The 21,835-nt window shown below is 47.0% G+C and carries 22 protein-coding genes; 17 read left to right on the top strand and 5 right to left on the bottom strand.

Features of this window, described 5'->3' with window-relative positions; translation table 11 throughout:
* Window positions 1-146: 146 nt before the first annotated feature.
* On the bottom strand, window positions 147-1,628 hold the full coding sequence (locus WKK33_RS05075) for a tagaturonate reductase (protein WP_337932784.1): 1,482 nt from the start codon (window positions 1,626-1,628) through the stop codon (window positions 147-149).
* 249 nt (window positions 1,629-1,877) lie between these two features.
* Here WKK33_RS05075 and pyk point away from each other — a divergent pair, with 249 nt between their 5' ends.
* Entirely contained in the window at window positions 1,878-3,329 is a 1,452-nt protein-coding gene (gene pyk, locus WKK33_RS05080) for a pyruvate kinase (RefSeq protein WP_309439010.1), read from the top strand.
* A 191-nt stretch (window positions 3,330-3,520) separates the two neighbouring features.
* Here the strand turns inward: pyk and WKK33_RS05085 are convergent, their stop codons facing one another.
* Entirely contained in the window at window positions 3,521-3,961 is a 441-nt protein-coding gene (locus WKK33_RS05085; RefSeq protein WP_337468259.1) for a hypothetical protein, read from the bottom strand.
* A gap of 156 nt (window positions 3,962-4,117) precedes the next feature.
* Between WKK33_RS05085 and WKK33_RS05090 the strand changes: the two genes are divergently transcribed.
* The 9 genes from WKK33_RS05090 to WKK33_RS05130 all read left to right on the top strand — a co-directional run bounded on the left by WKK33_RS05090 (window position 4,118) and on the right by WKK33_RS05130 (window position 13,074).
* On the top strand, window positions 4,118-4,540 hold the full coding sequence (locus WKK33_RS05090; protein ID WP_337932786.1) for a SoxR reducing system RseC family protein: 423 nt from the start codon (window positions 4,118-4,120) through the stop codon (window positions 4,538-4,540).
* Window positions 4,541-4,581: 41 nt separating this feature from the next.
* Window positions 4,582-5,454 (top strand): Fe-S cluster domain-containing protein, encoded by an 873-nt coding sequence (locus tag WKK33_RS05095; RefSeq protein WP_337932805.1) that lies wholly within the window; start codon window positions 4,582-4,584, stop codon window positions 5,452-5,454.
* Window positions 5,451-6,812: an electron transport complex subunit RsxC gene (rsxC, locus tag WKK33_RS05100; RefSeq protein WP_337932788.1), complete on the top strand. Its 1,362-nt coding sequence runs from the start codon at window positions 5,451-5,453 to the stop codon at window positions 6,810-6,812. Before WKK33_RS05095 ends, rsxC begins: the two co-directional genes overlap by 4 nt.
* 31 nt (window positions 6,813-6,843) lie before the next feature.
* Complete coding sequence (locus WKK33_RS05105) at window positions 6,844-7,848, top strand: RnfABCDGE type electron transport complex subunit D (protein ID WP_337568911.1); 1,005 nt, start codon at window positions 6,844-6,846, stop codon at window positions 7,846-7,848.
* Between the two features lie 10 nt (window positions 7,849-7,858).
* Entirely contained in the window at window positions 7,859-8,476 is a 618-nt protein-coding gene (locus WKK33_RS05110; RefSeq protein WP_337932807.1) for an RnfABCDGE type electron transport complex subunit G, read from the top strand.
* 16 nt (window positions 8,477-8,492) lie between these two features.
* Window positions 8,493-9,080: an electron transport complex subunit E gene (locus tag WKK33_RS05115; RefSeq protein WP_309438560.1), complete on the top strand. Its 588-nt coding sequence runs from the start codon at window positions 8,493-8,495 to the stop codon at window positions 9,078-9,080.
* A 54-nt stretch (window positions 9,081-9,134) separates the two neighbouring features.
* Window positions 9,135-9,737: an electron transport complex subunit RsxA gene (gene rsxA / locus WKK33_RS05120; protein WP_215759149.1), complete on the top strand. Its 603-nt coding sequence runs from the start codon at window positions 9,135-9,137 to the stop codon at window positions 9,735-9,737.
* Between the two features lie 106 nt (window positions 9,738-9,843).
* The gene (gene galE, locus WKK33_RS05125; protein ID WP_337932791.1) at window positions 9,844-10,884 is read left to right on the top strand and encodes a UDP-glucose 4-epimerase GalE; all 1,041 of its coding nucleotides are present in this window, start codon (window positions 9,844-9,846) and stop codon (window positions 10,882-10,884) included.
* A 495-nt stretch (window positions 10,885-11,379) separates the two neighbouring features.
* Window positions 11,380-13,074, top strand: a complete 1,695-nt coding sequence (locus WKK33_RS05130; RefSeq protein ID WP_337932793.1) for a putative transporter — start codon at window positions 11,380-11,382, stop codon at window positions 13,072-13,074.
* Between the two features lie 209 nt (window positions 13,075-13,283).
* Here the strand turns inward: WKK33_RS05130 and WKK33_RS05135 are convergent, their stop codons facing one another.
* The 3 genes from WKK33_RS05135 to rfbC are packed head-to-tail and all read right to left on the bottom strand — an operon-like array spanning window position 13,284 to window position 15,993.
* Window positions 13,284-14,072 carry a DUF4738 domain-containing protein gene (locus tag WKK33_RS05135; RefSeq protein ID WP_215759152.1) on the bottom strand — a complete coding sequence of 263 codons (789 nt, stop codon included), beginning with the start codon at window positions 14,070-14,072 and terminating at the stop codon, window positions 13,284-13,286.
* A gap of 29 nt (window positions 14,073-14,101) precedes the next feature.
* Window positions 14,102-15,418: a UDP-glucose/GDP-mannose dehydrogenase family protein gene (locus WKK33_RS05140; protein WP_337468256.1), complete on the bottom strand. Its 1,317-nt coding sequence runs from the start codon at window positions 15,416-15,418 to the stop codon at window positions 14,102-14,104.
* 26 nt (window positions 15,419-15,444) lie between these two features.
* On the bottom strand, window positions 15,445-15,993 hold the full coding sequence (rfbC, locus tag WKK33_RS05145; RefSeq protein WP_337468255.1) for a dTDP-4-dehydrorhamnose 3,5-epimerase: 549 nt from the start codon (window positions 15,991-15,993) through the stop codon (window positions 15,445-15,447).
* A 140-nt stretch (window positions 15,994-16,133) separates the two neighbouring features.
* Between rfbC and WKK33_RS05150 the strand changes: the two genes are divergently transcribed.
* The 7 genes from WKK33_RS05150 to WKK33_RS05180 all read left to right on the top strand — a co-directional run bounded on the left by WKK33_RS05150 (window position 16,134) and on the right by WKK33_RS05180 (window position 21,787).
* Window positions 16,134-17,168, top strand: a complete 1,035-nt coding sequence (locus tag WKK33_RS05150; protein WP_337932795.1) for an SPOR domain-containing protein — start codon at window positions 16,134-16,136, stop codon at window positions 17,166-17,168.
* A gap of 6 nt (window positions 17,169-17,174) precedes the next feature.
* A complete protein-coding gene (locus WKK33_RS05155; protein WP_215759156.1) occupies window positions 17,175-17,705 on the top strand; it encodes an FHA domain-containing protein in 531 nt (176 codons plus the stop codon).
* Between the two features lie 617 nt (window positions 17,706-18,322).
* Window positions 18,323-18,919: an imidazole glycerol phosphate synthase subunit HisH gene (hisH, locus tag WKK33_RS05160; RefSeq protein ID WP_215759157.1), complete on the top strand. Its 597-nt coding sequence runs from the start codon at window positions 18,323-18,325 to the stop codon at window positions 18,917-18,919.
* Window positions 18,916-19,638, top strand: coding sequence for a 1-(5-phosphoribosyl)-5-[(5-phosphoribosylamino)methylideneamino]imidazole-4-carboxamide isomerase (gene hisA, locus WKK33_RS05165; RefSeq protein WP_287768855.1), 723 nt, complete (start codon window positions 18,916-18,918; stop codon window positions 19,636-19,638). Before hisH ends, hisA begins: the two co-directional genes overlap by 4 nt.
* Window positions 19,628-20,395 (top strand): imidazole glycerol phosphate synthase subunit HisF, encoded by a 768-nt coding sequence (hisF, locus tag WKK33_RS05170; RefSeq protein ID WP_337932797.1) that lies wholly within the window; start codon window positions 19,628-19,630, stop codon window positions 20,393-20,395. Before hisA ends, hisF begins: the two co-directional genes overlap by 11 nt.
* A 16-nt stretch (window positions 20,396-20,411) precedes the next feature.
* Window positions 20,412-21,053, top strand: a complete 642-nt coding sequence (hisIE, locus tag WKK33_RS05175) for a bifunctional phosphoribosyl-AMP cyclohydrolase/phosphoribosyl-ATP diphosphatase HisIE (protein WP_337932809.1) — start codon at window positions 20,412-20,414, stop codon at window positions 21,051-21,053.
* 23 nt (window positions 21,054-21,076) lie between these two features.
* Window positions 21,077-21,787 (top strand): ATP-binding cassette domain-containing protein, encoded by a 711-nt coding sequence (locus WKK33_RS05180; protein WP_287768852.1) that lies wholly within the window; start codon window positions 21,077-21,079, stop codon window positions 21,785-21,787.
* Window positions 21,788-21,835: the final 48 nt, after the last annotated feature.

Genomic DNA, 21,835 nt, shown 5'->3' on the forward strand with positions numbered 1-21,835 from the left:
GGTTGATAGCATTTTCTTCAAAGTGAAAAATAAAAATCCGCAAGACTTCACCTATATGGAGTTTTGCGGATTGTTTATTTGTGTGGTGACGCACGTCTGACGCCTCCATCGCTTAAGGGCTGGTTTTGCCCACCGCGAATGGTTGCTTATAAAATGGTCTTTACTGCTTCAAGCATTCCCTTCTCTTGGATGAGGTCGAGATAGCGCTTCACCATGTCGCAGAGCCCTGGCACTGTTTGGTTGAGGTTCTCATGCCATACGTAGTCGAATGCCAACACGCCTTCAGCAACAGCCTGTGTATTGCCCGTTGCCCACAACTCGGTGAGGTGGTCCATAATCTTCTGGTCATCGTTGGGAACGATGTCGGTGCCGTCGTCGCGCTTTCCACCTTTATAATAGGTAATGATGGCGGCCAAACCCAATACCAATCCTTCGGGCAATTTACCCTTACGTTTGAGATAGGTCTTTACGCCGGGTAAGTCGCGTGTCTCGTATTTGGGGAAGCTGTTGAGCATGATGGATGTAACCTGATGGTCGACGAACGGGTTCTCGAAACGCTCGAGCACATCGTTGGCAAACTGCTTGCATTCGTCGATGGGCAGGTCGAGGGTTTGCATGAGTTCGTCGAACTGCACCTTGTGGATGTAGCTTCCTATGACGGGATGCTCGCATGCATCGCGAACGATGTTGACTCCGCTCAGGAAAGCCACAGGCGAGAGTACCGTGTGAGGACCATTGAGCAAAGTAACCTTGCGAGCATGGTAAGGCTTCTCGTTGTCGGTGATGAGAACATGAAGACCAGCCTTCTCTGCGGGGAACTCCTCTCTCATCTTTTCGACGGTCATATTCTCAGCCTTTTCGATGACCCACAGGTGGAAGTTCTCCGCTTTCACTACGAGGTTGTCCTTGTAGCAAATCTTCTGTTGGATTTCGTTGATGGTGTCGCGTGGAAAACCAGGTACGATGCGGTCTACGAGTGTGGCGCAAACATAGCAATGATTGGTGAACCAGGCCTTGAATCCTTCGTAGTCCTTACCAAGGTCGTTTTTCCACAGTTCAATATATTGGTAGATACACTCCTTCAGGTGATGTCCGTTTAGGAAGATGAGCTCGCAAGGCATAATGATCATGCCCTTTGTGGGGTCGCCGTTGAAATACTGGTAACGGTGGAACAACAATTGCACGAGTTTTCCAGGGTAGCTGGCCGCAGGTGCGTCGCCCAATTTGCAAGCGGGGTCGAAGGCGATGCCAGCCTCGGTGGTGTTGGAGATCACAAACCGCATCTCAGGCTGCTCAGCGAGCGCCATGAAAGCTTGGTTTTGGGTATAGGGATTCAGCGCTCTGCTGATGACATCGATGCGCGTAAGCGTGTTGACGTGGGCGCCGTTCTCCTTGCCCTGTAAGTTCACATGGTACAGACAGTCTTGCCCGTTGAGCCAATCCACCATGCCGCGCTCTATGGGTTGCACAACGACAACACTTGAGTTGAAATCGGTCTTTTGGTCCATGTTGTAAATAATCCAGTCGACAAATGCGCGAAGGAAATTGCCTTCACCAAACTGAATGATCCGTTCGGGCATTGCGCTTTTGGGTGCCGTGCGTCGGTTCAACGCTTTAAGTTCTTTCATGATGGAATGATTGTCTTAGTTATAAGTTCATTATGGGTTTGTGCAAGCAGAATCCATGGGGTATAAGTTATCCAATGGTTGTGTATTGCTTTATTACATGCAAAGGTAGTAATAAATATGAATGGGGTACATGGGTACGAGTGTTAAAATGCACGCAAACCTTTACGCTTGATAATTTATGATGGGTTTTACTCTCGTAATTCCAAAAAAATATAGTAACTTTGCACATACTCAAATAGGATCAAAATTATGAAACAGACTAAGATTGTATGTTCCGTCAGTGATCGCCGTTGTGATGTGGATTTTCTGCGAAAACTCTTCTTCGCTGGTATGAATGTAGTCAGGATGAACACGGCTCACGCTACTCAGGATGGTATTCGTAATATCATTAGCAATGTGCGTGCCGTTTCGCCGCATATTGGAATTCTCATTGACACCAAGGGTCCGGAGGTCCGAACGACCGATGTCAAGGAGAAAATCGCTTATAAAACAGGTGATGTGGTGAAGATCTTCGGTCGGCCGGAGATGGATACCACCCACGACATCATCAATGTGAATTATAAAGATTTCACTCGCGACGTGAAGGTGGGTGACCATATCCTCATTGATGATGGCCTGCTCGATATGGTCGTCATGGATATTGTGGGTCCCACGGTTTATGCCACCATGCAAAACGACGGTGTGTTGGGCGCTCATAAGAGCGTCAATGTGCCGGGCGAACATATCGATTTGCCAGCCCTCACCGAGAAGGATAAGCGCAACATCTTGTTGGCCATTGATGAAGATATTGATTTCATAGCTCATAGCTTTGTGAGATCGGCAGCAGATGTGAAGGCCGTGCAGGATATTTTGGATGAGCATCACTCAGACATTAAGATTATCGCAAAGATTGAGAATCAGGAGGGCGTTGACAATATCGACGAGATTATAGATGCCTGTTACGGTATAATGGTGGCTCGTGGCGACTTGGGTATAGAGGTTCCTATTGAGAAGATACCCGGTATTCAGCGCATGATTATCAATAAGTGTGTGCAGAAGAAGAAGCCGGTTATTGTGGCTACGCAAATGCTTCACACCATGATTGAGAATCCAAGACCCACTCGTGCTGAGGTGACCGATATTGCCAACGCCATCTATTCGAACACCGATGCGTTGATGTTGAGTGGCGAGACGGCAAGCGGAAAGTATCCGTTGGAGGCCGTGCAGACCATGGCTGCTGTTGCGGAGCAGGCCGAGCAAGACCGCTTCAACTTGGGTTATCAGGACGAGGTGCCTCTCAATGAGCGTTGCACGCAGCGTGAGTTTCTTGCTCACGCGGCTATCGACTCCACTCGCCTGTTAGGCGTTTCGGGCATCATCACCGACTCGGAGACGGGTGAAACGGCACGCAACCTGGCTGCCTTCCGTGGTCCTAAGCCTGTGCTGGCCATCTGTTATAAGGAAAAGACGCAGCGGTGGCTCAATCTTTCGTATGGTGTCATTCCTATCTACCAAAAGGAACACGTGAGCCCCGACTACATGTTCACGGCTGCGCTTCGTATGCTCAGGCAGAAGGGGTACATTCGTTTGGAGGACAAGATCGCATATCTGTCAGGTTCGTTTGGCGAGGGTGGTGGCACCACATTCCTCGAAGTGAACAAGGTGAAAGATTATTTCGACAAGAACTACGAGTTCCACTTGCCCAACATGGAAAACAAGTAAACAATAATTTGGAATCGAAATAGTTTTGATTTCACACTCATATAATTGTACAAGCGGGAAGCCTCTCTAACTATGGAGGCTTCCCGCTTGTGTATTTGGGTTCACCAAACGTGTTGCATAGGTGGTGATATACATCCGTGTGATAACATGTATGAACCTGTAGGCTTGCCGTTGTGAATGGTTGGAGACAATTAGTCCTCAAGCAGGTCGGTCAGGAAATTGTCGAGGTCTTGGTCCAATCCTTCCATAAGGTCACCGCCTAAGATGACGGTGTCGTCATCGGCTACATACAATTCGGCGATGAAAGTTTTTTCCTCGTCTTCCAATACAAAACTGAAGGGTTTCAGGATGCCCATCGCGTCGATAGCCTCATGATTGTTCCTCCAAACCTTACGAAGTATTGCCGTTGCTTTTTCGTAAAAGTTTTCGTCTTGGTTGCCAATCCACTGCTCCACCACACATCGAGTGATTTCTTTGTCGTCGTCGTCAAAGGCAACTAGCTCACCACTGTCTTGCGAGATGCGCACGTGAACGTCTGTCATGATGGACGTGTCATCACAAGTGGGGAATTTCTCAACAATCTTTTTTAAAAATCGCTCTGTTTGGAGAGTTGTCAGCTCGGTAGCTTCCATAATGTAGTGTTTATTAGATTTATTGCAAATATACCATATTATTGATTAAGTTCAAAGAAATATAGCCTTAATTTGAACAAGATTTGAAAAAAACAGAGATTCTTTTGAATAATCCGAATAATATTGGTAATTTTGAGCGCAAGTTATGCGTTATTGATGAACAAGAAAATTCAGCACAGCGGTATCATCGATTTAGTGGACAGTAAGCATGTTGTGGTGCGAGTCACCCAAATGTCAGCCTGCGCATCGTGCCAGATAGCAGGCCATTGCCGTTCGTCAGAGTCGCGTGATAAGCTTATAGAAGTTTACATGGATGACACAAACACTTTTCATGTGGGTGACCCAGTTCGTGTTATAATTGATGCAAAGGTTGGGTACCGCGCCTTAGCTTTAGGAATGGCATTTCCCTTGGTGTTGCTTATAAGTGTAATGGTGTTGGTGCTCATGTTGGGCGGAACCGAGGGAATGGCGGCGTTGAGCGGCTTAGCATCGCTAATACCTTATTATTATATGTTGTTTCTTATGAGAAAAAAGATACAGCGGTCCGTTTTGTTCTTGGTGGATAAGGCGAGCTTTTGATACGAACGATTCTTATACGAATACAAATACAAAAAATAATGATGATTTTTATGTTGACTGCAGTTATCGTCTTGGCTGTCATTGCATTGATAGCCGCGGTGGTGCTCTTTGTCGTTTCAAAGAAGTTTGCAGTGGAAGAAGATCCCCGAATAGGCCGGGTGCAAGAAGTGTTGCCTGGCGCTAACTGCGGTGGATGCAGCTTCGCTGGATGCTCAGGATTGGCCACCGCTTTGGTGGCAGGTGCCGACAAGGGTAGCATTGAAGGCCTGGGTTGTCCGGTTGGAGGTCCTACTGTTATGGGACAAGTGGCCGATTTGTTAGGCATGGCCATTGAGGCGAGTGATCCCAGGGTTGCCGTTGTGCGTTGCAATGGTGGTTGCGAGAGTCGTCCACGCATAGCAGAATATGATGGTTTGCACACATGTGCGGCTATGAATGCTACGGGAGCAGGTGAGACGGCATGTGGCTATGGCTGTCTTGGCTGTGGCGATTGTGTTGCTGCGTGTCAGTTTGGAGGTCTTCGCATGAATGCTGAAACTGGACTCCCAGAGGTGGACGAAGACGTGTGTACAGCGTGTGGTGCTTGTGTGAAAGTCTGCCCCCGACATATTATAGAACTTAGGAAGAAAGGCCCCAAGAATCGCAGGGTGTTTGTGTCGTGTGTCAACAAAGACAAAGGAGCCGTGGCCCGCAAGGCATGTCAGGCAGCCTGCATAGGATGTGGCAAGTGCCAGAAAGTATGTAAGTTCGATGCCATTACGGTCGTTAATAACATTTCGTATATCGACGACTCGAAATGCCGACTCTGTACTCAATGTGTTGACGCTTGTCCTACACATGCCATCGTGAAGGTTCATTTCCCCATCAAAAGAAACGTTGTGAAACTCGAAGAAGAGAAGGAGGAACAAGCATGAAGTTGCATACATTTAAAATAGGTGGCGTTCATCCAGAAGAGAACAAGCTCTCTTCCGACGTGGTGGCAGTGGAGGCCGCTTTGCCCAAGGTGGCGGTGTTTCCGTTGTCGCAGCATATTGGCGCGCCGGCAAAACCAGTGGTTGGCAAAGGTGACAAGGTGAAGGTTGGAACGATGATTGCTGAAGCCAGTGGTTTTGTGTCGGCTCCCATTTTCTCTTCTGTCTCGGGCACTGTGGCTAAGATCGATACCGTCATTGACGCTACGGGTTACCAAAAGCCTGCCATCTTTATCAATGTGGAGGGCGATGAGTGGGAAGACCGTATAGATCGGTCGGAAACGTTGGAAACATTGGCCAACCATCCCGAACTTACCCCAGAGGAAATAGTTGCTCGGGTCAAGGATGCTGGAGTGACAGGCATGGGTGGCGCAGGATTCCCCACATTTATCAAGTTGACGCCACCGCCGACGGCCAAGGCGGAGTGTGTTATTATAAATGGTGTGGAGTGTGAGCCCTATATTACTGCAGATTACCGCCTTATGATGGAACATCCCGATGAAATATTGGTGGGTCTCGACCTGCTCATGAAGGCTGTGCGCGTGGAGAAGGGATTCATAGGCATTGAAGAGAATAAGCCTGAGGCCATTAGATTGTTGACGGAGAAAACGGCTCATGATCCGCGATTGGAAGTGGTTCCCCTGAAGCAAAAATACCCTCAAGGAGGAGAAAAGCAACTTGTGGACGCTGTTATGAACCGACAGGTTCCGGCACCTCCAGCCATTCCTGTGAGCGTAGGTGCTGTGGTGCAGAACGTGGGAACAGCCTACGCCGTTTATCAAGCCGTGATGAAGCGTAAGCCTCTTTTCGAGCGATACACCACGGTGACAGGTAAGCGTTTGGATCATCCTGCTAACTTCATCGTGCGTATGGGGACGCCCTTTGGTCAATTGATAGAGGCTTGTGGTGGCCTTCCCGACTGTGACAATAAGGTGCTGGCCGGTGGTCCCATGATGGGAAAAGCGGTCTTGAACCTGGATGTACCAGTATGCAAGGGAACCAATTCAGTAACCGTTTTGTCGGGAGCAGACGCTCATCGGCAATCGGCCCAGCCCTGCATACGTTGTGGAAAGTGTGTGGAGGCGTGCCCCATGGGCTTGGAACCCTATTTGTTGGCAACGTTGTCGAGCCTGAAGGATTATGATAGGCTTGAAAAGGAAGAAGTGACCAGTTGCATATCTTGTGGATCGTGCCAGTTTACGTGCCCTTCTCATCGTCCGATTCTCGACAACATTTTGCAGGGAAAGGGTGCTGTGATGGGAATCATCAAGGCACGTAACGCCGCAAAACAAACAAAATAATAAAGAGTAGTAAATTCAGAAAACACATATCATGGGAAAGTTAATCGTTTCACTATCCCCTCACGCCCACGGCCTTGACAGTGTGGAGCGCAACATGCGTGGTGTGATTATCGCCTTGTTGCCTGCTCTTTTGGTGTCGTTCTATTACTTTGGCCTGGGTTCTGTGGTGGTCTGCCTAACCAGTATTGCCTCGTGCATGTTCTTTGAATGGGCCATCACCAAATATTTGCTTCGTCGTCCGACCACGCTTTCGGATAGCTCAGCCATGCTGACAGGTTTGCTCTTGGGCATGAACTTACCAAGCAATTTCCCCATTTGGATGATACTCATTGGCTCGTTAGTGTCTATTGGTGTTGGTAAGATGACGTTTGGAGGTTTGGGCTGCAATATATTCAACCCTGCACTTGTGGGTCGTTGCTTCTTGCTCGTCAGTTTCCCCGCCGCCATGACTTCGTGGCCTGTCTCGGGACAGATGGACGCCTACACTGACGCCGTTACAGGTGCCACGCCTCTGAGCCTTATGAAAACGGCCATTAAAACAGGCGACTCCCATTTGTTGGAGAATTTGCCGAGCTCGATCGATATGTTATTGGGCAATATGTCCAATGGTATGGGAGCCGGCACGATGGGTGAGGTTTGTGCCTTGGCCTTGTTGCTGGGACTTGTCTATATGCTTTGTCGACGTATCATCACGTGGCACATTCCTGTAAGCATTATTGCTACAGTGCTTGTGTTTAGTGGACTGTTGCATCTCGCCAATCCTATTTATGCCAATCCGCTTCAGGTAATTCTCAGTGGCGGTCTGTTGTTAGGCGCCATCTTCATGGCTACCGATTATGTTACGTCGCCCATGACGCATCGTGGACAAATCATATACGGAGTTGCCATAGGATTCTTGACGGTTGCCATTCGTAACTGGGGAAGTTACCCAGAGGGAATGTCGTTTGCCATTCTCATCATGAACGCATTCACCCCATTGATCAACTTTTATGTAAAACCAAAACGGTTTGGCGAGAAGCCAGCCGCTAATAGATAGGAGGTGCATGATGGAAAAGATGAAATCATCCTTATTTAATATGGTGATGGTTCTTGTTGGCTTTGCCATAGTCATTGCCGTTCTCTTGGCGTGGGTTAACCATATCACGAAGGCCCCGATCAAGGCAAAGGCAGAGAAAACCCTGCAGGATGGCATACAAGAGGTAATGCAAACGCAGGATATGAAGGTGACAAAGAACGATACCGTTAGACAAATGGCCGATGGCAAAGAGACCGTCTTTGTTGTGCATGAGGTTGCCAATCAGGCAGGAAAAGGCATTGGCGCTGCTGTGGAAAGCACAGTGATGGGCTTCGGGGGCGATCTGAAGGTGTTGGTAGGCTTTGACGATTTGGGTAAAATATTGGGGTATACCATCTTGCAAACGTCTGAGACACCTGGCTTGGGAATGAAGGCCGACAAGTGGTTTCAGAAGGACGGCAAAGGAAATGTTATTGGTAAATCCCCTGCTACTGGCGATCTGGCGGTAAGTAAAGACGGAGGCGATGTAGACGCAATCACGGCTTCAACCATTACGAGCCGTGCATTCCTGAAGGCTATCAATCAGGCATACGCTGCTTATGCCCATAAGGGTGTTGATGGCGATAGTGGGGCAAGTAAGCAAATATAATAATGTGTAGGAAGAAATGAGCAAATATAAGATTATACTGAATGGGCTGATTAAGGAAAATCCAACGTTCGTGTTGTTGTTGGGTATGTGTCCCACCTTGGCCACCACGACCAGTGCTCTGAATGGCTTGTCGATGGGATTGGCCACCATGTTGGTGCTCTTGTGTACAAATACGGTTATCTCTTGCATAAAGCGCATCACGCCTGACCAAGTGCACATTCCTGTTTTTATCATTGTGATAGCCGCTTTTGTCACCTTGCTGCAAATGTTCATGTCGGCTTATGCGCCTGATGGCATCAATAAGGCACTTGGCATTTTTATTCCGCTGATTGTGGTTAACTGCATCATTTTAGGACGTGCTGAGAGCTTTGCATGTAAGCACACACCACTAGAAAGCCTTTGTGACGGAGTGGGCATTGGCTTAGGATTTACCTTTGGCTTGACCCTGTTGGGTGTGGTGCGCGAATTGTTGGGGGCGGGTTCTGTATTTGGAGTTGTGCTTCTGCCTGAGACTACCAATATGCTCTTGTTTATCCTTCCTCCGGGAGCCTTCATCACATTGGGCTATCTGATAGCCATCTTCAATCGTTTTAAGGCGAAGTAATGACAGCGCCGCCAGTGTGTGCGCATGCAAAAGTAAATTATTAAAGTGAATAGTATGGAATACCTACTTATATTTATCAGTGCGATATTTGTCAATAATATCATATTGAGCCAATTTCTTGGCATCTGTCCTTTCTTGGGAGTGTCCAGGAAGATTGACACGGCCCTTGGAATGGGTGCCGCCGTGGCCTTTGTGCTCACGCTTTCGACCATCGTTACGTGGCTGGTCCAGACCTATGTGCTCAACCCATTAGGACTTCAGTATCTGCAAACTTTGGCTTTTATCTTGGTCATAGCCACGTTGGTGCAGATGGTAGAGATCATTCTGAAGAAAGTTAGCCCACCGCTTTATCAGGCTTTAGGTATTTTTCTGCCATTGATAACCACCAACTGTGCCGTTCTGGGCGTTGCTATTCTTGTCATTCAGAAGGATTTCAACTTGTTGTCGAGTATCGTCTATGCCTTCTCCACAGCATTGGGATTTGCCCTTGCCCTTACGGTTTTCGCTGGCATTCGCGAACAGTTGTCGTTGGTTCAAGTACCCAAAGGCATGCAGGGAATGGCTATTGTGTTGGTAACAGCAGGATTGCTCTCCTTAGCCTTCATGGGCTTCTCTGGAGTGGACCTTGGGCTGCGCCAAATGATGGGACTGCAATAAAAATGAGGATTATTGCAAAAAAAAACAAGATTTTGGATACTATAATAAAAAGATTTTGTAACTTTGTCACGAATTAAAGACCAAATATTTTAATACTATACCAGTCATGAAACAGACTATTCTTGTTACAGGTGGAACCGGTTTTATTGGCTCTCACACAACAGTGGAATTGCAGCAGGCCGGCTACAAGGTCGTTATTGTCGATAATTTGTCTAACTCTAACATTCAAGTGCTTGATGGCATTGAGAAGATAACGGGCATCCGTCCTGCTTTTGAGAAGGTGGATCTCCGCGACAAGGAAGCTACGGAAGCTGTGTTCCAAAAGTACCCTGATATTGAAGGCATCATTCACTTTGCTGCCAGCAAAGCTGTGGGCGAGAGCGTGCAGAAGCCTTTGCTCTACTATCGTAACAACATCGTTTCCTTGGTCAACCTGCTCGAGTTGATGCCAAAGTACAATGTAAAGGGTATCATCTTCTCTTCAAGTTGCACAGTTTATGGCCAGCCAAAGCCTGAGAACTTGCCTGTCACTGAGGCTGCCCCTCACCAAAAGGCTACATCACCTTATGGTAACACCAAGGAGGTCAATGAGCAAATTATCTACGACTATATCCACAGTGGTGCTCCCATCAAGAGCATCGTTTTGAGATATTTCAACCCAATTGGCGCACACCCCACAGCTTTAATCGGTGAGTTGCCTAACGGTGTTCCGGCCAACCTGATTCCTTTCGTCACACAGACTGCCATGGGCATTCGCAAGGAGTTGACCATCTTTGGTAAGGACTATGATACGCCTGATGGCACTTGCATCCGTGACTATATCTATGTTGTCGATTTGGCTAAGGCTCACGTTGCCGCTATGCGTCGCGTGCTTGACGATGAGGATTCTCCCGCTATCGACTACTTCAACATTGGTACAGGTCACGGCAACACCACGCTGGAGATTGTGGAGACCTTTGAGAAGGCTACGGGTGTTAAGCTCAATTGGAAGTATGGTCCTCGCCGCGAGGGTGATATCGAGAAGATTTGGGGCGATTGCAGCAAGGCCAATAAGGTGCTTGGCTGGTCGGCCGACACACCTCTTGATCAAGTGCTCGCTTCTGCTTGGAAATGGCAGCAGAAGTTGCGCGAGAACGGGATCATGTAATCCCTCTCTTATATTTACGAAATAAAGGCGGGGCTTTGCCCCCGCATTTTTGTGTTTGTGTTGTTGTGAGGTCGCGACGTGAGTCGTGGCCTCATTTTGGTTTTGATGGTTATTCCTGTCTGCTATTTTCTACAATGGTTTGAAAACCTTACTCTAAAAAAGTGCGTGGTGACTAGTTAGCGAAAGCCAGAGCGTTTTTCATGACGAACCTGTTGTTATTCGTTTCATGAACAGGATCAAACTTAGTTCATTATGCAATATGTTGTAGTATAGGTTTTTAGGTAAGTTTATAATGTTTCGTAAGACTTTTTTGTGTTTACTTTAGGGGGGTGTCAAGCTGTTTGCGGTGTTTTTTCGTTTGGCAAAGAGTATTTAGTCCATTATATTTCTGTTTTTATCACATTTACATAGGCGATAGTTGCTTTTACCTTGAATAATTACTTGTTTTATTGGGGAAAATGTTGTACTTTTGTAGAAGTTTAAAAAATCTACAAAATGGACTGGATTATCAATCTCTTTACTACGACCGACAGTGTAGCCCATATTGCTTTGCTTTACGCTATCGTCATTTCTGTTGGCATACTTTTGGGCAAGGTGAAGGTTGGGGGAATCTCCCTAGGTGTCACCTTTGTGTTGTTCGCAGGCATTGTGGCCGGCCATGTTGGCTTTACGGCCCCTAAACCTATTCTTACGTTTGTGCAAGACTTTGGCTTGATTCTCTTCGTCTTCTGCATTGGTTTGCAGGTGGGACCAGGTTTCTTCGAGAGTTTCAAGCGAGGAGGTGTCACTCTTAATGTGCTTTCCACCGTTACGATCTTTCTGAACGTGCTGGTTATGTTTGCGTGTTATTACATTTTCTTCGACACGTCAGACATCAATAACCTGCCCATGATGGTGGGTACGCTCTATGGAGCTGTTACCAATACGCCAGGACTTGGTGCCGCAAATGAGGCTATGACTACTGTGTTCGGAAATCTTCCGGTACCTCAGATTGCCAATGGATATGCATGTGCTTATCCGTTGGGCGTGGTGGGAATCATTGGTGCTACGATTGCCATTCGCTATATCACACGTACCAAGCTTGAGGAAGAAGAGAACAAGTTGAACGAGGCTGAGGCCGACAACACTCAAGTCAAACCTAAAAGCATGACGTTGCTCGTGAGCAATGCTTATTTGGCAGGACGTAGCTTGCAGCAAATTACCGAGTTCCTCAATCGTGACATTGTTTGCACACGACTGCATCATGGAGACGAGGTTATTACCCCTCGTCGAGATACCGTGTTCTCTGTAGGCGACCAGGTGCTTTTGGTTTGTGCAGAGGCTGACGCAGAGGCCATCAAGGCATTCATTGGTCCTGAGATAGAGACGGACTGGGAGGTTGAGGACGATAAGACCCCCATGATCTCAAAGCGTGTGGTTATTACCAACCCCAAGATGAACGGTAAGACCCTTGGCAAGATGCATTTCTCTAGTGTTTATGGTGTGAACATCACGCGTATCACACGCCAGGGAATGGACCTGTTTGCCAGCCGTAACCACCATTTCCATGTGGGCGACCGCATCATGGTTGTAGGCCGTGAGGATAACGTGAACCGTGTGGCTGAGCTTATGGGTAACTCGGTGAAGCGCCTCGACGCGCCCAACATTGCAACCATTTTCATTGGTATTTTTGTGGGTATCTTGTTTGGTAGTATACCATTCTCCATTCCAGGAATGCCTGTGCCATTGAAGTTGGGTATTGCTGGTGGTCCGCTGATTATTGCCATCCTCATTGGTCGTTTTGGCTATCGCTTCAAACTGGTTACCTATACCACAACGTCTGCCAATATGATGTTGCGTGAGATGGGGTTGGCCCTCTTCTTGGCCAGTGTCGGAATTAAGGCAGGTGCAGGTTTCTGGGAGACGGTAGTGCAAGGCGATGGATTGAAATATGTATATACCGGTTTCCTGATAACCATCATTCCTATTCTTATTATTGGAACGATTGCCCGTCTGAAGTTTAAGTTCAATTACTTTACGATTATGGGTATGCTTGCCGGAACTTATACAGACCCGCCTGCATTGGCGTATGCTAATTCCATTTGCTCAAAGGAGGCTCCTGCTGTGGGCTATTCTACAGTTTACCCATTGAGTATGTTCTTAAGGATATTTGTGGCACAGATAGTGGTGCTATTCTTCTGCGGAGTCTAAAGCCTTTAGCATCTTTCAGCTAAAGGAAATGCTGACAAGGGTAGGGAAGATGGTCCCACGCTTGTCAGCATTTTCAATGATGCTATAATATAACAAAAGAAAAGTCCGCAATCATTTTCTTGGCTAATAACGCCAAGAGAATGATTGCGGATTCTATTTGTATGGTGTGTTTTCTTTGTTCTTCTTGTAACTTTGTAAGCTGTAAGCTATTACACCTTCATTCTTAATTTACCCTCGTAGCTAACGATTAACTCTATTTGGAAACTACTAATGTTGTCGGGCATTCCCAAGGATGCCGTGTAATGGATGCCTTCCTGGTCAACCTTCTTGAACAGCACATCGTTTAAGATGATTTGTTGGATGACATCCTTAGGTATGAAACTGGCAAATTGTTGTTTGTGGAAGTCGCGTGAGAATAGTTTCTTGGCTCCTTGGTACACATTCAGATTTACGATGTTATCGTAATAGACGTTCCCAACCTCAACACCTTCGTCGTTGTACGATGATTTTACCACTTTGTAGCTTGTGGGGTTTACTTGCACATAACAGTGATAACGCTTGCCCTCATAGCTGACAATCGTGTCGCGACGAATCAATTGGTTTTGATTGATGGCCTGTGGTTTCTCGTGGCGGAATGCATTGGCGTCGTCCGGGTCGTCGCTCAAAGTAAGCCTAACCTCGTCACCGTTTTGGTTTTTGAAAACAAACAGGTGCCGTGTCTGTTTGACTACTGGATATTTTACCTCGTTTACCCCATGAAGCACCAACGTGTCGTCGATGATTTGGAAGTAGACGGGTAAACTTGTTGTGTCAGGATAGAAGATGGTGTCGCCCTTTGCTTTGAAAGCCACAGTTTGTGCATCCTCATCAACCCAGATGCCCTGAAGCATTTTTTTTGCGGTGGTGTCCTCTTGGGGCGTATTAGGACTGCTAGCTTTGTTCTCGCAAGCAGTCAGAAGGGCCAAAAAGGCAACAACCAATATAGTCAGTCTTTTCATTACCAATTCTTTATGTGAGCAAGCCGTAGTTAGCGGCCTATGCAATGATACTCGAAGCCAGCCTCGGCCAACTCCTCTGGGTCGAAGATGTTACGTCCGTCAATGATCAATTTCTTGTTCATGGCGCTTCCTACCACATCCCAACTTGGTAAGCGAAATTCTTTCCATTCTGTGAGTAGTAGTAACGCGTCGGCATGGAATACGGCTTCGTATTTGTCGCGGCAGTAGATAACGTCATCTCCAACACGACGACGGCACTCGTCCATGGCTACAGGGTCAAAAGCGCGTATAGTGCAACCGGCTTCCTTCAGCAACTTGATGATTACCAAAGCGGTCGACTCTCGCATGTCGTCGGTCTCAGGCTTGAATGACAATCCCCAAAGAGCAATGGTCTTGCCCTTGAGCGACTCTCCATTGTATGCAGCTTGCAGCTTGTGGAAGAGTATCGATTTCTGCTTTTCGTTAACATGTTCAACGGCTTTTAGCACCTCCATTGAATATCCGCAGTCGTCCGCGGTCTTGATAAGCGCTTTCACATCCTTGGGGAAGCATGAACCACCATAGCCACATCCTGCATAGAGAAATTTGCGGCCGATACGTGTGTCGCTGCCTATGCCTTGGCGAACCATGTTTACATCAGCGCCTACACATTCGCAGAGATTAGCGATGTCGTTCATAAACGAGATGCGGGTGGCCAACATGGAATTGGAGGCGTACTTGGTCATCTCGGCGCTGGGAATATCCATAAAGATGACCCTAAAGTTGTTGATAAGGAAAGGCTTGTAAAGTCTTGTGAGAATGGTCTTTGCACGTTCACTCTCTATGCCTACTACAACGCGGTCGGGACTCATGAAGTCTTTGATGGCGTTGCCCTCCTTTAAGAACTCGGGGTTGCTGGCAACGTCGAATGCAATGTCAACGCCGCGTTTGTCGAGCTCTTCCTGAATGGTGGCTCTAACCTTGCGTGCCGTACCTACGGGTACCGTGCTCTTAGTTACTACAACAAGGTATTTGTTTAAGTTCTGGCCTATAGTTTTTGCCACCTGAAGCACATATTTCAAGTCGGCTGATCCGTCCTCGTCGGGCGGTGTTCCAACAGCAGAGAACACAATCTCTTGTTCATTTAGTACCTCGGGTAACGATGATGTAAATTTCAGCCTTCCGGCTTTCACGTTCTTTAGCACGAGTTCATCGAGACCTGGCTCGTAGATGGGGATCTCGCCCTTTTTGAGACGTTCAATTTTATTGATGTCCACATCTACACAAGTAACATTGGCTCCTGTGTCGGCAAAGCATGCGCCACTTACCAAACCTACGTAACCTGTTCCAACAATGGCTATATTCATAATGTAATGTTAAGGTTAGATTTTAATTATTCGAATACAACAGCGTCGCAAAGTTGCGGTGCTTTCAAATCTTTCTCACTTGTAACGACATTCTTTGAATCGATAGGCCAATGGATGTCGATGTCTGGATCGTTCCAGCATATGCCTGCCTCGTGTTGAGGGGCGTAAACATTGTCCACTTTATATGTGAAGATGGCCTCGTCGCTTAATACAAGGAAACCATGGGCAAACCCTCGTGGTATAAAGAGTTGACGTTTGTTGTCTTCTGAGAGCTCCACCATCACATGCTTTCGGAATGTGGGCGATGATTTGCGAATGTCTACGGCAACATCAAGGACGCGCCCTTTAATGACACGCACCAACTTGGCTTGTGAGAATTCTCCTTTTTGGTAATGAAGGCCTCTAAGGACGCCATAACTGGATTTCGATTCGTTGTCTTGAATGAAGTGGATAGGGCCAACGTGCTCTTCGAATTCGCCTGCTTTCCAAGCCTCAAAGAAGTAGCCGCGGCTATCATCGAACACGTTAGGTTCGATAATCCAAACTCCTTTAATTTCTGTTTCTTTGTATTCCATTTCCTTAGAAAATACGTATTATGCCACAAAGATAATCATTTCGTTTGAATTGAAATCGTTTCTAAAACAATATTATCAATTTTTGCTTTTTTTACCACAATATCTTGCTCCGTCGCCATATTTTTAGTACTTTTGCAGTTGTGATTGAATTAGACAGACATCTTGAGATATTGCTTCTGAGCAACGATTGCGTGATCGTGCCAGACTTCGGAGGCTTCATGGCACATCATGTTGACGCTCGGAGGGATGGTGCGGATGGCATGTTTTTGCCCCCTGCTCGGACAATTGGATTCAATCCCAAACTCACGATTAACGATTCTTTGTTAGCTCAGTCGTATGTGGAATGCTACGACATTAGCTATCCCGAGGCCTTGCGACGTATTGTCGACGAGGTCAGAGAGTTGCGTCAGCATATTGAGAATGATGGCTATTATGAGTTGCACGGCATTGGCGTGATCTCGCTTAACAGTGAGGGCCGCTATGTGTTTGAGCCTTGTGAGGCCGGTATATTGACACCCTCTCTCTATGGCTTGTCGGGTTTTGAGATTCTCTCATTGCGTGAGATTGAAGTTGGGCGTAAGACAGAAGGTCTTATGATGGTTGACGATGCGGGGGCTACTACCGGTGGCGGTGTGGTTGTAACATTAGCCGATAAGGTGGAAGAGGAGGAAGACGAAACAGTTCCTGGCCAGCGTATGGTAATGCTTTGGCGTACGGTAGCTGCCGCATGTGTTGCTGCATTGATATTCTTGTTGTTTCCTTCACCCTTGGACAATAATCAGAAATTGTTGACTGCTGGTACTATCAATGTCGACCTTCTTCAGAAGGTTCTTCCCAAGACAGAAGTATCTGGAATTGATATAGAGGCCAATGGCATTAGTAAGGATGCCAAAGATGCTGAGCCTGTGTCTAAGGCACAGAATAATGCTATGCAAGAATCGCAAGAAGGTTTTGTCATTGTTTTGGCAAGTCGCGTAACCAAGACCAATGCTCAAGCTTATGTGGAAAGTTTGCATAAGCGTGGTTACCAGGATGCGAGAGTGGTAAGTGACCCTCGCAACACAAAGGTAGTCTACGGATTCTATAATTCTCAGGCAGAAGCCTACGACTCGCTTAACGACTTAAGGAAGGTCGGAGAGTTTAATGAGGCGTGGGTTATGAAACATCATCAATAATCATTCATGAAAAACGTTCGTTGCCCTCAATGCCAACACGTCATTTCTTTTGACGAAACGAAATACGAAAATGGTCAAGTTCTTGTTGTGAGATGTCCATCTTGCGATAAGAAATTTGGTGTGCGTGTTAAGCGTGAGGTGAAAGAGCCTGTTAACGAATCTGCTAACGTGGATGAAGATGCGCTTCAGGAGCCGCAGAGAGAGAGTTGTGGACGAATTGTCGTTATTGAGAACAACTACTGTTATCAGCAGGAGTTCCCCTTGTATATGGGTGATAATATCATCGGAAGAGAGAAGAAGAACTATGTAGTGGATTGCCCTATTGAGAGTGGTGATCTGAACATAGATTATAGACATTGCGTGATTAGCGTAAGCCGAAAGAAGAGCGGAAAACTTCAGTTTGTATTGCGCGATATGCCCAGCAACAAAGGCACGTTTGTTGAGGGTCTGCGCTTGGCTCCGAAGGAGAGGAGGGTTATTGAAGACGGATCGGTCTTTACCATTGGTCTTACGTCGGTTATGCTCAAACTTTCATAAACGTTTTGTGTGGCAACACTTGTTGTTGACATATTGTCACTTAGTAGTTGGCTTTGTCATTTTTAACTCTTAGGATGAGTTTTGGGTGTGAGCATCTCTGGGGTTATTTGCGAACCCGACATTATGCTTGAACCCGACATTATGCTTTGGCCCGACATGATGTTTGGGCTCGATATTTTGCATGAACTCTTTGTTTGCTTAAACTCTGCATCTGCTTGATTTTTTTTGTTTTACTAAGATTCGTTATGCAATCTTTTTTGTTCAAACGGCCTGAAACAAAAGCCACCCCGAGTTGTATTCCTAAGTTCTACTTGCGTTTAAGAAGCAAGATTGATTGGCATTTGTATTGTTGGTTATATGCTGCATAACCCCCCTTTCTGTGATAAGTTGCGTAACAATCGTAGGCTGCCGACTGATGGGAAGCACTCGGGTAACAGACTTGGTTTGCGATGTAATGCGTTGTCCCGTGGACTTAGGTAATTGTGGTAAAACAGCGAATAGTTATACATTTCTATAAAAAATCCCTTGCTTTTCTACAATTCATTTTTCTATTTGATAGAATTTATGTAAATTTGCAATGTTATAGGAGCTATGATACCTCTAAATTTGAAAGGGAAATGGAAGTTGCCATCGTTAAATATAATGCGGGAAATATATTCTCGGTGATAAGCGCTTTGAAAAGACAAGGTGTTGAACCCGAGTTGACTGACGACGCTGAGCGGTTGGCTAAGGCTGACTGTGTTATCTTCCCTGGGCAGGGAAATGCTCGAACTACGATGGATAATCTCAGGAGAAGTCGTTTGGATGAAGTGATTCGTTCCCTCACACAACCCGTTTTGGGCATTTGCGTAGGCCAACAATTGTTGTGTCGGCATTCTGAGGAAGGCGATACGGATTGCATTGGGGTGTTCCCAGTTGATGTGAAACGATTCCGTCCCGATAGCCTCGAACAGAAGATTCCGGCTATGGGTTGGAACGCCTTGTACGACCTGTCCTCTCCTTTGATGCATGGTCTCTCGGCTGACGATTATGTTTATTTCGTACATAGTTATTATGCTCCTGTTTGTCCCTTCACCATCGCTAAGGCCGATTATATTCAACCTTATTCGGCATCTTTGCATAAAGACAACTTTTGGGCTACCCAGTTTCATCCTGAGAAGAGCGGGAAAGTGGGAGAACAGATTATTAGCAATTTTCTTACTTTGGCAAGATGAAAATACAACTGATACCAGCAATCGACATTCTTGACGGAAAATGTGTTCGTTTGACCAAAGGCGACTATGACCAAAAGAAAGTCTACGATGATAACCCTGTCGACCAAGCCCGTTGTTTTGAGGACATGGGGTTTACTCGTTTGCATGTCGTTGACCTTGATGGTGCCAAGTCGAAGCATATTGTCAACGAGCAAGTGCTTTGCGACATTACCTCCCACACCCATTTAGAGGTTGATTTCGGAGGAGGCATTAAGTCGGATGCCGATATCCAAAAAGCTTTCGAGGCTGGAGCTTCTATGGTGACAGTAGGTAGCGTGGCGGTAAGCAACCCCGACCTGTTCGTCTCTTGGTTGGAGAAGTATGGTTCCGACCATTTGATATTGGGCGCCGACACAAGTCATGGCAAAATCTCCGTTAATGGATGGTTGGAGAATTCCGAGGAAGAACTGATTCCCTTCTTGGGACGTTACGTCAACGAAGGAGTTACCAATGTGTTGTGCACGGAAATCTCTCGAGATGGCACCTTGAGTGGTCCTGCAATCGACTTATATGTAGATATCTTGAAGCATTTTCCTCACATGAACCTCATTGCCAGCGGAGGCGTGGGCTCGACCGATGATATTGTAAAGTTGGACGAGGCGGGTGTCCCTGCCGTTGTCTTTGGCAAGGCATGGTATGAGGGGCGTCTCGACGTAAATCGTTTAGGGTATGGCAAATAGAGGTCTTGCAAAGCGCATCGTTCCTTGTTTGGATGTCAAGGACGGGCAAACCGTTAAGGGAACCAATTTCGTCAACCTTCGCCAAGCTGGCGATCCGGTAGAGTTGGGTAAGGCCTATAGTGAGGCCGGAGCTGACGAGTTGGTGTTTCTCGACATAACCGCTTCTTTGGAAGGTCGTCGTACCTTCACCGATATGGTGACCAAGGTAGCGTCAGAGATTAACATTCCATTCACTGTGGGTGGCGGCATTCACGAGTTGAGCGATGTGGATAGGTTGCTCTATGCTGGTGCTGACAAGATCAGCCTTAATAGTGCAGCCATCAAGACCCCATCGTTGATTGATGAGATCGCTGCGAAGTATGGTTCTCAGGTCTGTGTTTGCGCCATCGACGCCCGATTGGACGATCGGGGATGGTATTGCTATATGAATGGTGGGCACACTCCAACCGACTTGCCTCTCTTCGAATGGGCGCATGAGGTGGCTGATCGTGGAGCAGGAGAAATCTTGTTTACGAGCATGAACCATGATGGTGTGAAGCAAGGCTTTGCCCTCGAGGCGTTAGCCCGTTTGGCCGAGGACGTTCCGGTCCCAATCATAGCCAGTGGTGGTGCCGGAAAGAAAGAGCATTTCCGTGATGCCTTTACCATAGGACATGCCGATGCGGCGCTCGCTGCCAGCGTTTTCCACTTTGGAGAGATAGACATCCGTGAGTTGAAGAAATACTTGAGAAACGAAGGAGTTAATGTTAGACTTTGATATTTAACAAGCCATGATAAAGATAGATTTCGATAAAATGGGAGGCCTCGTGCCGGCCATCATCCAAGACGCCGTAACGAAAAACGTGCTGATGCTTGGGTTCATGAACGAAGAGGCTTATCAGAAGACAATAGATACAAAGAAGGTTACTTTTTGGAGCCGCACGCGTAACTGCTTGTGGACCAAGGGCGAAACGTCGGGCAACTACTTGAACCTGGTTGACATCAGGTTGGATTGTGACAACGACACGCTCCTTGTCAAGGTGCATCCACAAGGCCCCACCTGTCACTTGGGCACCGACACTTGTTGGGGCGAGGACAACTCGCTGAACCCCATTCTGTTCTTGTCAGAGTTGCAAAACTTTATCGACAAGCGCCATCAGGAAATGCCTGAAAATAGCTACACCACCAGTCTTTTCAAGAAGGGCATCAACAAGATGGCCCAGAAGGTGGGCGAAGAGGCCACAGAGACCATCATCGAGGCTACCAATGGAACCAACGAGCAATTGGTGTATGAGTTGTCTGACTTGTTGTATCATCTCATAGTGATGCTAACAGCCAAGGGGTTGAGTATCGAGGATGTGGCAAGCGAACTGATTAAGCGCCACGATCCCAATTGGGACAAGGCCAGGAGAATGAAAAAGAGTAGCCAAGCGTAATAATTAAACTAAGAATCATGGGCATGCTTATTGATTACAAGCAAGTAAAAATATACCAACAGGAGAAGCTTATCCTCGACCAGGTTGATTTTCATGTTGAGGAAGGCGAATTTGTATATATCATTGGTAAGGTGGGCTCGGGCAAGAGCTCTTTGTTGAAGACCCTTTACTGCGAGCTCGACATCTACCAGGATGAGGCCGAGAAGGCAGAGGTGTTGGGCCGAAGCCTTACGTCTATTCGTCGAAAGGACATTCCTGCGTTGCGCAAGGAGATGGGCATCATCTTCCAAGATTTCAAGTTGTTGACCGACCGAACCATCTACAAGAACCTTCAGTTTGTGTTGAAGGCCACAGGTTGGAAGAAGAAGGACGAAATCAACCAGCGCATTGAGGAGGTCCTCACCGATGTAGGTTTGCTGGATAAGAAAGATAATCTTCCCCACGAGTTGTCGGGTGGGGAGCAGCAGCGCATAGCCATTGCCCGTGCGTTGTTGAACCATCCTAAGGTGATCATCGCCGATGAGCCCACGGGTAATCTCGACCCGGAGACGGCCAACAACATCGTGAAACTTCTCAAGGACATTACCACGAACGGAACAGCCGTGGTCATGTCGACCCACAACATCCCCATGCTCGACCGTTACCCTGGTGTGGTATACCAATGTGCGGATGGGGCCATGCGCGATGTAACGTCCTCTTACAACAAATTGAATCTTTCCGAGGAGCAAGACTGATCCTTGGGTCCGCATCATTTTATAGAATAAAAAAACAACACATAAAGC

The sequence above is a fragment of the Hallella sp. genome (assembly GCF_037460745.1).
In the GTDB taxonomy this organism is placed as follows: domain Bacteria; phylum Bacteroidota; class Bacteroidia; order Bacteroidales; family Bacteroidaceae; genus Prevotella; species Prevotella faecis.